Consider the following 12,999-nt stretch of genomic DNA (forward strand, 5'->3'; position numbering starts at 1 on the left):
TTATTGTCCTGCTATCTGATGAAGGGCGGTAATGACCCGATCAAAGTCACTCTCGGTCATGTCCGGGAAGAGCGGCAGTGAGCAGATCCGCTCGCTGTTCCACTCGGTGTCAGGCAGCGTGAGCGTTGGGAAACGTTCGCGATAATATTTTTGCGTATGCGCGGCGCGGAAATGCAGCCCTGTGCCGATGCCTTTCGCTTTCAGCGATGCCATCAGAGCATCCCGGGTAATACCGCAGCGGGCTTCATCGACCCGGATAATGAATAAATGCCAGGCGTGAATATGCTCCCACGACGGAAGGCTCAGAGGCTGAAAAGGCAGGTCTGCCATTGCCTGATGGTACTGCGCTGCGATGGCGGCGCGGCGAGCGTTAAGCGCATCCAGTTTCTGTAACTGGGCAAGCGCGATAGCGGCGTTGAGGTCGGGCAAATTATATTTGTAGCCCGGCGCCAGGACTTCCGCTTGTGGCGCGCGTCCTCCGCTCTGTCGATCCCAGGCATCAACGCCAAGCCCGTGAAACTTGAGACTGCGCAGTTTATCGGCGAATTGCGGGTTATCCGTGACGACGATACCGCCTTCAGCGCAGGTAATGTTCTTAATGGCGTGGAAGGAGAAAATCGCGGTGCCCCGGGCGCCAATGTGGCGACCTTTGTAGCTGGTTCCTGTCGCGTGCGCCGCGTCTTCAATCACTGGAATGCCATAACGCTCGCCAAGAGCGTAAATAGCGTCCAGATCGGCGGGCGCGCCAGCGTAGTGGACGGGGATAATTGCTTTGGTTTGTGGCGTAATCGCGGCTTCGATATGTTCAGGCGTGACCATCAGCGTATCGCGATCGACATCGACCATGACGGGGTTCGCGCCGAGTAAAACGATCATATTTAGCGTAGAAACCCACGTCATTGACGGTGTAATGACCTCGTCGCCTTCACCAATGCCCAGCGCCATCAACGCGATGTGCATACCGGCAGTGGCTGAACTGACGGCAACGGCATATTGATTGCCAGTTAGCCGACAAAACGCCGCTTCCAGTTCCTGATTTTTCGGGCCGGTTGTTATCCAACCTGAGTCCAGTACGATCTTAACGGCAGCAAGCTCTTCCGCGCCCATCGCCGGACGGGAGAAAGGCAAAAAGTCCGACATCATTTTTCCTTCAGCCATTGAAAGCCGCTTTTCAAATATTTCGGCAATAGAAAAGGGCTTATTTTTTAACGCATTTAGCTGAACCCTACTGGATGAATATTAAATTAACATTAAGAAATTAAGGTGAAGTAAAAAGATAATTTTTAACGGAATTATGCTTTGCTTTCGCCGAAAGTTTAAGGCATTTTATGCATGCCCAAAAGCTGTTTTTATGTTTCTGGCCTGGTCTTCCGTTGCGGAATTTCATTTTAATCGTATTGCTATTAAGTTAGCTGCACTGTCTGCCTGAGAGGTTAATGTGCTGGCATTTACCCTACGCTTTATTAAAAACAAACGCTATCTCGCGACTCTGGCGGGGGCGTTGGTTATTATCGCCGGGTTGACCTCACAACATGCCTGGAGTGGTAACGGTCTACCGCAGATTAACGGTAAAGCGCTGGCGGCGCTGGCGAAGCAGCATCCGGTAGTCGTGTTATTCCGCCATGCCGAGCGGTGCGATCGTTCCGATAATACCTGCCTGTCAGACAGCACGGGGATTACGGTCAACGGTGCGCAAGATGCCAGAGCGCTGGGTAAAGCCTTCAGTGCCGATATACAAAATTACAATCTCTATTCCAGTAATACGGTGCGCACCATCCAGTCGGCAACCTGGTTTTCTGCGGGCAGGTCGCTTACGGTGGATAAAAAAATGATGGATTGCGGCAGCGGTATTTATGCTTCAATCAATACGTTACTGAAAAAGTCGCAGAATAAAAATATAGTCATTTTTACCCATAATCATTGTTTGACGTATATTGCAAAAAATAAGCGCGGCGTAAAGTTTGATCCGGACTATCTTAATGCGCTCGTTATGCATGCGGAAAACGGAAAACTCTTTTTAGATGGTGAATTTGTTCCCGGCTAGCCGCATGTTAAAAGCGTAAAGACAGCCTGAAGCGGCTGTCGTCATTATAATAACCCTTTCAATGCTAATGTGTGGCGTGTCGCTACATTCAAATCATACAGCGCCAGTTCTTCTGGCTTGACCCAGGCGTAGTCCTGAAATTCGTCGTTAATACATATATCGCGATTAGCGGAAACACAGTCGAAGATGAGATAAATCATATAAATCTCTTCTTGTCTGCCATCAGCGTAGGTTTTAACGCGGATATCGTCGCGGAAGGTCCACGGCGTAATATCGCTCAGAATCAGTTGTTCGCCGAGTTCTTCCCGAACCTCCCGACGCAGCGCCTCTTCAATGCGTTCGCCTGGCTCGACCCCGCCGCCCGACAGCGCCCACTGACCGGGAAAGACGCCGCGGTTGTCGGCCATTTTGCACAGCAGATAACAGCCATCATTTTGAATTAATGGGCAAACTATAGTTCGTTGACGCATAAGTCGCTTCCTTAAACCACCAGGTCGTCAGCTTAACAAATCATTCTGCGAAATTCTTTGTGAAAAATGGAAGCGATAACGCAGACTGCGTTTTTTGTTAATCCAGTTGATGCAGGCGTCGCCATGTGATGGCGCAATGATGCGGCATGGCGAAAGTAGTATTTCGTTACAATATGTTTTTGGAATGGTTTTTTAGTGCATTGATTCCTCAGCGTCTGGCAGTACAATTCTGCCGTTTTGGGGAGTTTTTCTTTATGTGCTTGCTGGAAAGGGTAAAAATGAAAAAAAGCATATTATTAGGTTTTGCCGGAATGCTGTTCGTTTCTGCATCGGCGCAGGCCATCAGTATTAGCGGCCAGGCGGGCGAAGATTACACCAACATTGGCGTGGGTTTTGGTACGGAATCGACGGGGCTGGCGCTAAGCGGCAACTGGATGCACAACGATGATGATGGCGACGCTGCGGGCGTGGGTCTGGGACTGAACATTCCGGTGGGACCGCTGCTGGCGACGGTCGGCGGTAAAGGTATTTATACCAATCCGAAAGACAGCGATGAAGGCTATGCGGCGGCTGTCGGCGGTGGGCTACAATGGAAAATCGGCAACAGCTTCCGTCTGTTCGGCGAGTATTATTATTCACCAGATTCGCTGTCCAGCGGTATCGACAGCTATGAAGAAGCGAATGCAGGCGCGCGTTTCACCATTATGCGCCCGCTGAGCATTGAAGCCGGTTATCGTTACCTGAACCTGGCGGGTAAAGACGGCAACCGCGATAATGCGATTGCTGACGGCCCTTATGTTGGCGTAAACGCCAGCTTTTGATGCTAACGGCGCGGCAATCGTCGCGCCATATTCCTCCTTTTCCCGTCATTCTTCTTTCCACGTCCTATTCCTCTTTGCGTTATAGTGTTTTCATCATAAGAGCAGGAGAACACAATGCTAAATGTGGAAATGCTATCCACCGGGGATGAGGTGTTGCACGGACAAATCGTTGACACCAATGCCGCCTGGCTGGCTGATTTTTTCTTTCATCAGGGCGTTCCGTTATCACGGCGAAATACGGTAGGCGATAATCTGGACAGTCTGGTCGCTATCTTGCGTGAACGCAGTCAACATGCTGATGTTTTGATTGTTAATGGCGGGTTAGGGCCGACCAGCGATGATTTAAGCGCGCTCGCCGCGGCAACGGCAAAAGGCGAAGGATTAGTACTGCACCAGGCGTGGCTGACCGAAATGGAACGTTACTTTCAGCAGCGTGGTCGCGTGATGGCGCCGAGCAACCGTAAACAGGCGGAACTGCCTGCCAGCGCGGAGTTTATTAATAATCCGGTCGGCACTGCCTGTGGATTTGCGCTCCAGCTCAACCGCTGCCTGATGTTTTTCACCCCCGGCGTACCGTCGGAATTTAAGGTTATGGTGGAGAAGGAAATCTTACCGCGGTTACGCGCGCGTTTTTCACTGCCGGAGCCGCCGCTTTGCCTGCGGTTAACGACTTTTGGACGTTCAGAAAGTGACCTCGCGCAGCGTCTCGATTCACTGCCGTTGCCGCCCGGCGTGACGATGGGGTATCGCTCATCAATGCCGATCATTGAACTGAAATTGACCGGCCCGGCTACGCAACGGGAGGCGATGCTGGCGTTATGGCCAGAGGTCAAACGGGTTGCCGGGCAGAACCTGATTTTTGAAGGTACGGAAAACCTGCCGGCGCAAATAGCCCGCCGCCTGCAGGAAAGACAGTTGAGTCTGACGTTGAGCGAGCAATACACCAGCGGCTTACTGGCGCTACAGCTTTCCCGCGCCGGGGCGCCTGTTCTTGCCAGCGAAGTCGTTCCTTCTCAGGAAGAGACGCTGGCGCAAACGGCGCACTGGACGACAGAACGACGCAGCAATCATTATGCCGGTCTGGCGCTGGCCGTGTCGGGGCTGGAAAACGAACATCTTAATTTCGCGCTGGCGACGCCGGATGGCACGTATGCCTTACGCGTGCGTTTTAGCGCCAATCGGTATAGTCTGGCAATACGTCAGGAGGTCTGCGCGATGATGGCGCTAAATATGCTGCGCCGCTGGCTTAATGGCGAGGACATTATCAGCGAGCATGGCTGGATAGACGTGGTTGAATCATTGACGGCATAGAACTTTTAGTGGGAAGGTCTGGCCTTCCCACCCTTATATACTTATAAATTCTTCGCAGAGCATCATTTCAGGATAAGAGCCTAATGGGATAGGCTCTAAGTACTCATCATTACTGGAGACTGTATTCATATATTTGTCGCCGGGTTTGGGTGTTAAATAGTATTTGTTCCTCTACTGAAAGCGTTAAGAACTTTTCCGCAAAATCTCGTAGTGTGGTAGCAGGATCGTTTTGCCCGGCATTCGATAAGAGTTGAATTGTATGGTAACAAAATAGACCACAGCCGTTGGGTACATTATTTTGTAAATTAGTTTCAATAAAATCAATATTTTCGTTTTCTGATATGCCTGCAATTTTTGCTGCTTCTATAATCTCTTGCTTAGTATTTTCATTTAAATCATAATAAGTATTAAATATAAGGCATTTTATTTTTTCTGCAAGTTTATAAAATAAACATATAAGCCAGTGATCTCCTGTATTTATCAGAAAGACTTCATTTTCAGATAATCCTGATTGAGCCATCTTTTCAAGTAGCTGAGTGCTTAATATATTTTCTTTGGTGGTAGGATGAATAAGCCCAATAGGATAGTTTACCGAGAGAAAAGGTGATTCTTGAACCAGGCCTTGCGTTGCAGCTGCCAGCTCATCTGACGACAACATTCGCGCACTACACCAAAGATTTTCAACTCCTACCTGTTCTTGATCTGTCTGAGCGAACTGGTCGCCCATAATTTTATGTGCTATTCCTATTTTTTTAGAAAGGTCGGTTGTCGCGGAACCGGCCATATAAAGTAATCTGGAAGGGGCATGTAGCTTTTTCCACTCAGTGTTATTTTTTGTTATATCGTTATTGGCGATTTGATGTAATACAAGGCAAGCCTGATTGATTTTTTTGTCTATATCTGGTGATCCCGATCTTTTTCCGCTAAAGAGATCAAAAAGAAATTTCTCAACTCTATGTCCCAGGTCATCGTTGCGTAACGCAAGATTGCATAACAGATCAATACAATTCTGATCACCGTTCTCTACGGCGCTAAACAACAACGCAAGCGTCTCATCGCTCACCTCTTCTGCATATAAGCTGTGGAATTGCGGTGTGCTCAATCGGTAAAGTGAATTTACACATATATTCATTTTGCTCTGTTTCCTGGTAGGTGAAAGTAGCGAATATGATGTAATTTATAATTATTTGTATAAATATTATTGTTAGTGGGGGATATATTAAATCAGGCATAGACCTGATTTTATTATTATTCACATAACACTCAATTATTATTGGGATATTCAGTTATCCCCCCTCTTTAAAGGGGGCTGGTAACGCGTCGATACAAGAGATATTGCTCTATAAACAGTAACGTCGTTATCTGTCATGCCACCGTGGGTTAGCGGTCATGGTTAACCAAATAGGGCAGGTTATTGCAAAGAGACATCCGCGTTTATACCCAAAATAATCCGTAGCCAACACATAAGCAACTTGAAGTATGAAGGGTATATGTCTGATGGAAAATCGGCCCTGGTGAGTAGGGTAATGGCGCCGGAGGGGCTCCGGCGCTTTTTACTTAGCCGAGCGCCTGGGCCAGTAGCGTAATGGGGTGTTCGCAGCGTTTGCTTGTAGACATCTCAATTTGCCACTTACAGGTTTCACAATCGGTGACGACAATGTCGGCGCCGCTCTCTTCAATCTGGCGGAACAGTGGCGCGCCGATGGACTGTGATGTCGGATAGTTTTCCTTTTTAAATCCATACGTACCGGCAATGCCGCAGCACTGTGAATCAAGTACCGTCAATTCAAGCCCCGGAATTTGCCGCAATAGTTCAAGCGTGTAAAGCGTCCAGCCCATTTTTTCCATATGACACGGCGTATGGTAGACCACTTTCAGCGGCAAAGGATTAAGCGGCAGCGTTTTCCCGGCATCCAGTTTGCGCCATAGCCAGCGGGTGGCCAGCTCGATATGTTCGCGCAGCCCGGCGTTGTCCACGTCCAGCACTTCAGGATATTCATCGCGCAACGCAAACGTACAGGTGGATGACGTGGCGATGACCGGAATACCTTTGACGGCAATCGCCTCGCGTAGCGACTCCACATTGCTGATAGCCTGCTTGCGAGCTTTATCCGTAAAACCGTTAGCGATCAGCGGTACGCCGCAACACTTCTCTTTACTCAGTAACTGTACGCCGGTACCCATTGCGTTCAGCACCTTAATCAGATCTTTTCCGAGCTGCGGATGGTTGTAATTCACAAAACAGCCATGGAAAAAGGCGACCTGATCTTTGTATTTAGCCTGCTGCGCCGCCACGCTACGATACCAGCGGCGGAAGGTGCCGAAAGAGTATTTTGGTAAGGTGCGGCGATGATCGATTTTGAGCGCGTAATCAAGCAACTGGCGCACTGGCTTTAATGCGGTGGCGGTATTGACCACCGGCGCGAACGGCGTTGAAACGCTGCCCATCAGATCGGTATGGCTAAGAATAAAATTACGCAATGACGGGCGCGTCGTATCGTATTTCGCGCGGGCGCGCTGGATGATATCGCCAATCTTCACGTCCGACGGACAGGCGACCTCACACCGTTTGCAGTTAATGCAATATTTCAGCGCCTCATCATACAGCGCGCCGTCTTTCAGACGCAGGCGTTCGCCATCCGGTCCGGCCTGTTTAGGGCCAGGGTAGCCAGGATTAACGCGGCTGACCGGGCACGCGGTGGTGCACACCGTACATTTAATACAACTTTCAAAACGTGTGTCGCTCATTGCTGTTCTCCTGCACGCTCAGCGATATGGTGCGCGGCCTGGAGGGCGCTGACTGCGCAGACGCCGCCGCCGCATCCCTCAGCTATAGGATCGAATCCCGCCAGCACAGAACCTATTGCATACAGATTTTCTACCGTGTTGCCCGCAAGGGAGGGGCGGAAAGCGTCATCCGTCACGACGCCAAACTGCTGCCAGGGCTGTGGGTCGAAGAAATGTTGTTGATACCATTCGGCGCGGGTGGCCGTTTGCTGTACGTCGAGCCCTAAAATAGGTTCGCGGATCCCTTCGCGCTCGGCAACCAGACCGCTACTAAAGAAGCTACCGCTGGCAAGTACGGCAAAACGCGGGCGCAGTGGGATATCGGCATGGTTGCGGGTCCATATTTCGCTCACGGTACCGCGACGGCAGGTGACTTTCTTCACTTCATCGCCCGGCATCCAGATGCCGCCCTGACGGACAAACTGGCGCTGGAGCTGATTGTGCAGACGAATACCGAGCACCGATGGCGGCAGCGTCGGCAGCAGCGTGAGCGCGCAGGGCAGACGTTCGTTAAGCCAGCGCCACAGCGTATCGTTCGCCAGCCCGAAACAGGCGGGCATGATGATCATGTCGCAGTTTGTCGCTATTGGCGACAGCGCGTCGTACAGCAGTGGCCATTTTTCTTCGTTATCAAGCAGACGCGCAATATTGACCGCGCGAAATTCCGTCGGGTTATCACGCAGTACGTCCAGTTCCGGAAGGTCGATTTCTGCGGTTTCCACGTTGAGGTCGCGTTGGCGCAGCGACGCTGCCGCAAGGTGCGCCTGGAAATCCAGTAATCCGCTAACGCCGACGACGCAAATTCGCTGTGCGGATAACGGCCAGACCGGTACTTCCGGCGAGCTAAGCCAGGTTGAACGCAATGTGCCAAGCGGCGTGACACGCTGGTGCGCCTGCTGTACGTCGCCGTATAACTGCGCGCCGCTGGCGTTAAGTAGCGTTTGCGCCTGTTGCGCCAGCGTAAGGACTTTTTGCGCGCCTAAACGCGAATAAGGATGTTCAGGCGCCTGGCGGCGCAGCGCATCAAGCCCGGCGGTAATGTCGGTCACCGGTTGGCCGTCGGGCAGGGCGCTGAGTAGATCCAGCGAGCCGGAGGAAAAATGCAGCGCGCTTTGTCCGCGGGTGACGATGGCGCAGCGTAATCCATGCTGCTGGAGTTGCAGTCCGCACAGCAAACCGGCGAGACCGCCGCCCATAATAACCGTATCAAATTTCATCCTGGTGCTCCTTCTCCAGACCGCATAATCCCTGATAAACCCAGCGCGTGAATTCGCTTTCGCGCAGCGCGTCTCCCCAGGCGACAGGTTGTACGCCTTTCCAGCGCTCATTCAGAAATTCAGAGAGTTGCGTAATAGATTGCGCCGCGGTCGTCACATTAAAACGCTGCAATAGCCCGGCCGCGCGGCAGGCGCACAGTTCGCCCTGGCAAGTGCCCATCCCTACGCGGGTGCGACGGCGCAGATCCAGCAGGCTATTCACGGTTAAGTTTTCGACGGCATACTGCACTTCCCCCGCCGTGACGGCCTCGCATTCACAGACCAGGCTACGGTGTTGGCGGCCTTCACTCAGCCACCCCGGCGTGCGATCGCCATGCCGATAAACCGCCGATCCGCGTAGCGGCGCGGGAAGCGAGATAATGCGTTTCAGCGTATGTTCCGTAGACTCTTTTGAGCCAGGCAACGGCGTACCCGCCGTGATGCAGGGGCGAGTATTGCCCAACTTGCGGCACACGGCGTCGGTCGCCCATTCCGCCATCAGGCGGTAAGTCATTAGCTTCCCGCCGGTAATGGTAATAAAGCCTTCAAGCCCGTCGCGTTCGGCGTGGTCGAACAACACAATACCGCGGCTGACGTTACGACCGCTGGGATCGTCATCGCTGGCCACCAGCGGGCGGACGCCGGAATACGCGCGCAGAATACGCGTCTTCGCCATGACAGGGGCCAGTTTTTCCCCTTCACGCAGCAGGATATCGACTTCATCTGCGGTGACGCGGTTGCTGTCTATCTCATTGTAATCAATATGGGTAGAGGTGGTGCCGATCAGTGAAATCGTATCGCCAGGTACCAGAATGTCGGCATCCGATGGTTTCCGGCAGCGGTTAATGACATGCTGGTTGATCCGATGGTCCATGATCAACAGCGAGCCTTTCGCCGGGAACATGCGAATACTCAGGTCGGCGTATTCGGCGATCCGTTGTCCCCAGATACCTGCCGCATTGACCACCACCGGCGCGTGAAGCGTCTGGGTTTCGCCAGTGAGATGGTTGCGCACATGGACGCCGCAGACCGTTGCGCCTTCACGAATGAGCCCGGTCACTTCATGCGCCGTTAACACGATTGCGCCATGTTCTCTGGCATCCAACATATTGGCGGCGGTAAGGCGGAAAGGGTCCACGGTGCCATCCGGCACTTTTACCGCACCGATGAGCGCAGGGTTAACGGAAGGTTCGATGATGCGAGCCTGCTGCGGATCGATGGCTTCAGCGCGAATGCCTGCCGCTTCACAGGCGCGAATAAAGGTGGCCTGAAACGCAAGATCATCTTCCGGCAACGTAATAAACAGACCATCCGTCGGTTCGACGCAATGGCGGGCGATCCGTTTTAAAATCTGGTTTTCACTAATGCACTCGCGCGCGGATTCCGCGTCGGTAACCGCATAACGAGCGCCGCTGTGCAGCAGTCCGTGGTTACGCCCGGTCGCGCCGGTCGCTATATCATGCCGTTCCACCAGAATGACACGTAAACCGCGCAGCGCGCAGTCGCGGGCGATCCCTGCGCCTGTTGCTCCACCGCCAATGATAATCACGTCACTTGCTTGCGAGTCGCGAGTTTTCATTGTTTTTCCTCACAGTTCGTTTTTTATCATTTAGCCATACAAATCATATGGAATGTTTGATTTCGCGCATAATCGCTCACTATTCGAAAATGAAACGTGATTTCGTGCGCCTTTCTGAACATTGGTCATAAAACTGTAACAATATGTGCTGTAATTCACATTAACGTGACGTATCTTTACTTAACATCGCGGCCACACTGGGAGCAGCGGGGTTGTTTGAACAAACTGCGGTGTTTACCTCTAAATAAAATACGGGCCACGGAGGCTACAATATGTTGAGTATTTTTAAACCAGCGCCGCATAAAGCGCGCTTGCCAGCGGCGGAGATTGATCCGACCTATCGCCGATTACGCTGGCAGATTTTCCTGGGGATATTCTTTGGCTATGCCGCGTATTATCTGGTGCGCAAGAACTTTGCCCTCGCGATGCCCTACCTGGTAGAACAGGGTTTTTCACGCGGCGATCTGGGCTTTGCGCTGTCCGGGATTTCCATCGCTTATGGTTTTTCGAAATTTATAATGGGTTCGGTGTCCGATCGCTCGAATCCGCGCGTTTTCCTGCCGGCAGGGTTGATTCTGGCCGCAGCAGTCATGTTGTTTATGGGCTTTGTACCGTGGGCGACATCCAGCATCGCCGTGATGTTTGTACTGTTGTTCCTTTGCGGCTGGTTCCAGGGGATGGGGTGGCCGCCGTGCGGACGTACGATGGTTCACTGGTGGTCGCAGAAAGAACGCGGCGGCATTGTGTCGGTCTGGAACTGCGCGCATAACGTCGGCGGCGGGATCCCGCCACTGCTGTTCCTGCTGGGGATGGCGTGGTTTAACGACTGGAAAGCGGCGCTCTATATGCCAGCCTTTGGCGCGATTGTGGTGGCGCTGTTCGCTTTCGCAATGATGCGCGATACGCCGCAATCCTGCGGTCTGCCGCCTATCGAAGAGTATAAAAACGACTATCCGGACGACTACAACGAAAAAGCGGAAGAAGAGCTGACTGCGAAGCAGATCTTCATGCAGTACGTACTGCCAAACAAACTGTTGTGGTACATCGCTATCGCCAACGTGTTTGTTTATCTGCTGCGCTACGGCATCCTCGACTGGTCGCCGACCTACCTGAAAGAAGTGAAGCATTTCGCACTGGATAAATCCTCCTGGGCCTACTTCCTGTATGAATACGCGGGTATTCCGGGCACGCTGCTGTGTGGCTGGATGTCGGATAAAGTCTTCCGCGGCAACCGTGGCGCGACCGGCGTGTTCTTTATGACCCTGGTGACTATCGCGACCATCGTTTACTGGATGAACCCGGCAGGAAACCCGAACGTTGATATGGCTTGTATGATTATCATCGGCTTCCTGATCTACGGCCCGGTAATGTTGATCGGTCTGCACGCGCTGGAACTGGCGCCGAAAAAAGCGGCGGGTACGGCGGCGGGCTTTACCGGTCTGTTTGGTTACCTGGGCGGTTCTGTCGCTGCAAGCGCCATTGTGGGTTATACCGTTGACTTCTTCGGTTGGGATGGCGGCTTTATGGTGATGATTGGCGGCAGCATTCTGGCGGTAATCCTGCTGGTGGTCGTGATGATTGGTGAAAAACGCCATCATGATGAGCTGCAGTTAAAACGCAACGGAGGCTAATAACATGAAAACCACACTGAAAAACCTTAGCGTGGCGTTAATGTTGGCAGGAATGACCATCGGAAGCGGCGCCGTGGCGGCTGAAAAAGTCGTTATCGCCCACCGTGGCGCCAGCGGTTATCTGCCGGAGCATACGCTACCGGCGAAAGCGATGGCGTATGCGCAAGGGGCAGATTATCTGGAACAGGATTTAGTGATGACAAAGGACGACCATCTGGTCGTCCTCCATGACCACTACCTTGACCGGGTGACTGACGTCGCTGATCGTTTTCCGAACCGGGCGCGTAAAGATGGGCGCTATTACGCTATCGATTTTACGCTGGATGAAATTAAATCCCTGAAGTTCACCGAAGGGTTTGATATTGAAAACGGCAAAAAAGTACAAACTTATCCGGGCCGTTTCCCGATGGGAAAATCTGATTTCCGCATTCATACCTTTGAAGAGGAAATTGAATTCGTTCAGGGATTAAATCACTCTACCGGTAAAAATATCGGTATTTATCCGGAAATTAAAGCGCCGTGGTTCCATCATCAGGAAGGGAAAGATATTGCCGCGAAAACGCTGGAAGTGCTGAAGAAGTATGGTTACACCGGCAAGCAGGACAATGTCTATTTGCAGTGTTTTGATGTCGCTGAGCTGAAACGTATTAAGAATGAACTGGAACCCAAAATGGGGATGGATCTCAATCTGGTTCAACTTATTGCGTATACCGACTGGAATGAAACACAGCAGAAACAGCCGGACGGTCGTTGGGTAAATTACAACTACGACTGGATGTTTAAGCCGGGCGCTATGAAGCAGGTGGCGGAATATGCGGACGGTATTGGTCCGGATTACCATATGCTGGTCGCGGAAGGCTCAACGAAAGGGAATATCAAGCTGACTGGAATGGTGCAAGACGCGCATCAGAATAAGATGGTAGTGCATCCTTACACTGTGCGTGCCGATCAATTGCCGGACTATGCCACAGACGTCAATCAGTTGTACGACATCCTGTATAACAAGGCGGGCGTCGACGGGCTGTTCACTGACTTCCCGGATAAGGCGGTCATGTTCCTGCAAAAAAATGACTAAAGGTTTGCCATAGTAGAAGTGACGC

At 52.0% G+C, this 12,999-nt stretch carries 11 protein-coding genes; 5 read left to right on the forward strand and 6 right to left on the reverse strand.

Annotated elements, in window-relative coordinates; all coding sequences use genetic code 11:
- Positions 1-1,140: a UDP-4-amino-4-deoxy-L-arabinose aminotransferase gene (arnB, locus tag EOS98_RS07560; RefSeq protein ID WP_126524422.1), complete on the reverse strand. Its 1,140-nt coding sequence runs from the start codon at positions 1,138-1,140 to the stop codon at positions 1-3.
- 298 nt (positions 1,141-1,438) lie between these two features.
- Between arnB and pmrG the strand changes: the two genes are divergently transcribed.
- Complete coding sequence (gene pmrG, locus EOS98_RS07565; protein ID WP_000879258.1) at positions 1,439-2,044, forward strand: lipopolysaccharide core heptose(II)-phosphate phosphatase PmrG; 606 nt, start codon at positions 1,439-1,441, stop codon at positions 2,042-2,044.
- A gap of 44 nt (positions 2,045-2,088) precedes the next feature.
- On the opposite strand, the gene nudI is transcribed toward pmrG, so the two are convergent.
- Positions 2,089-2,514, reverse strand: coding sequence for a nucleoside triphosphatase NudI (gene nudI, locus EOS98_RS07570; RefSeq protein WP_001249905.1), 426 nt, complete (start codon positions 2,512-2,514; stop codon positions 2,089-2,091).
- Positions 2,515-2,792: 278 nt separating this feature from the next.
- Between nudI and EOS98_RS07575 the strand changes: the two genes are divergently transcribed.
- On the forward strand, positions 2,793-3,335 hold the full coding sequence (locus EOS98_RS07575; RefSeq protein WP_001670658.1) for a YfaZ family protein: 543 nt from the start codon (positions 2,793-2,795) through the stop codon (positions 3,333-3,335).
- A gap of 114 nt (positions 3,336-3,449) precedes the next feature.
- Positions 3,450-4,646, forward strand: a complete 1,197-nt coding sequence (locus EOS98_RS07580) for a nicotinamide mononucleotide deamidase-related protein YfaY (protein WP_000935682.1) — start codon at positions 3,450-3,452, stop codon at positions 4,644-4,646.
- Between the two features lie 109 nt (positions 4,647-4,755).
- Here the strand turns inward: EOS98_RS07580 and sseL are convergent, their stop codons facing one another.
- The 4 genes from sseL to glpA form a co-directional block, all read right to left on the reverse strand.
- On the reverse strand, positions 4,756-5,778 hold the full coding sequence (sseL, locus tag EOS98_RS07585) for an SPI-2 type III secretion system effector deubiquitinase SseL (RefSeq protein WP_126523946.1): 1,023 nt from the start codon (positions 5,776-5,778) through the stop codon (positions 4,756-4,758).
- 425 nt (positions 5,779-6,203) lie between these two features.
- Positions 6,204-7,394: an anaerobic glycerol-3-phosphate dehydrogenase subunit GlpC gene (glpC, locus tag EOS98_RS07595; RefSeq protein ID WP_001285726.1), complete on the reverse strand. Its 1,191-nt coding sequence runs from the start codon at positions 7,392-7,394 to the stop codon at positions 6,204-6,206.
- Positions 7,391-8,650, reverse strand: a complete 1,260-nt coding sequence (gene glpB, locus EOS98_RS07600; protein ID WP_000667152.1) for a glycerol-3-phosphate dehydrogenase subunit GlpB — start codon at positions 8,648-8,650, stop codon at positions 7,391-7,393. Before glpB ends, glpC begins: the two co-directional genes overlap by 4 nt.
- On the reverse strand, positions 8,640-10,268 hold the full coding sequence (gene glpA / locus EOS98_RS07605; RefSeq protein WP_126523948.1) for an anaerobic glycerol-3-phosphate dehydrogenase subunit A: 1,629 nt from the start codon (positions 10,266-10,268) through the stop codon (positions 8,640-8,642). Before glpA ends, glpB begins: the two co-directional genes overlap by 11 nt.
- A gap of 272 nt (positions 10,269-10,540) precedes the next feature.
- Here glpA and glpT point away from each other — a divergent pair, with 272 nt between their 5' ends.
- Together glpT and glpQ are read left to right on the forward strand one after the other, a co-directional pair.
- The gene (gene glpT, locus EOS98_RS07610) at positions 10,541-11,899 is read left to right on the forward strand and encodes a glycerol-3-phosphate transporter (protein WP_000948739.1); all 1,359 of its coding nucleotides are present in this window, start codon (positions 10,541-10,543) and stop codon (positions 11,897-11,899) included.
- Between the two features lie 4 nt (positions 11,900-11,903).
- Positions 11,904-12,974, forward strand: a complete 1,071-nt coding sequence (glpQ, locus tag EOS98_RS07615; protein ID WP_058821330.1) for a glycerophosphodiester phosphodiesterase — start codon at positions 11,904-11,906, stop codon at positions 12,972-12,974.
- Positions 12,975-12,999 lie beyond the last annotated feature (25 nt).

The sequence above is a fragment of the Salmonella sp. SSDFZ69 genome (assembly GCF_004010755.1).
Lineage (GTDB): Bacteria > Pseudomonadota > Gammaproteobacteria > Enterobacterales > Enterobacteriaceae > Salmonella > Salmonella enterica.

What these genes read in the sequence shown, in the direction of transcription:
- arnB (WP_126524422.1), bottom strand. Translation starts at nt 1,140, where the DNA reads ATGTCGGACTTTTTGCCTTTCTCCCGTCCGGCGATGGGCGCGGAAGAG.
- nudI (WP_001249905.1), bottom strand. Translation starts at nt 2,514, where the DNA reads ATGCGTCAACGAACTATAGTTTGCCCATTAATTCAAAATGATGGCTGT.
- EOS98_RS07575 (WP_001670658.1), top strand. Translation starts at nt 2,793, where the DNA reads ATGAAAAAAAGCATATTATTAGGTTTTGCCGGAATGCTGTTCGTTTCT.
- EOS98_RS07580 (WP_000935682.1), top strand. Translation starts at nt 3,450, where the DNA reads ATGCTAAATGTGGAAATGCTATCCACCGGGGATGAGGTGTTGCACGGA.
- sseL (WP_126523946.1), bottom strand. Translation starts at nt 5,778, where the DNA reads ATGAATATATGTGTAAATTCACTTTACCGATTGAGCACACCGCAATTC.
- glpC (WP_001285726.1), bottom strand. Translation starts at nt 7,394, where the DNA reads ATGAGCGACACACGTTTTGAAAGTTGTATTAAATGTACGGTGTGCACC.
- glpB (WP_000667152.1), bottom strand. Translation starts at nt 8,650, where the DNA reads ATGAAATTTGATACGGTTATTATGGGCGGCGGTCTCGCCGGTTTGCTG.
- glpA (WP_126523948.1), bottom strand. Translation starts at nt 10,268, where the DNA reads ATGAAAACTCGCGACTCGCAAGCAAGTGACGTGATTATCATTGGCGGT.
- glpT (WP_000948739.1), top strand. Translation starts at nt 10,541, where the DNA reads ATGTTGAGTATTTTTAAACCAGCGCCGCATAAAGCGCGCTTGCCAGCG.
- glpQ (WP_058821330.1), top strand. Translation starts at nt 11,904, where the DNA reads ATGAAAACCACACTGAAAAACCTTAGCGTGGCGTTAATGTTGGCAGGA.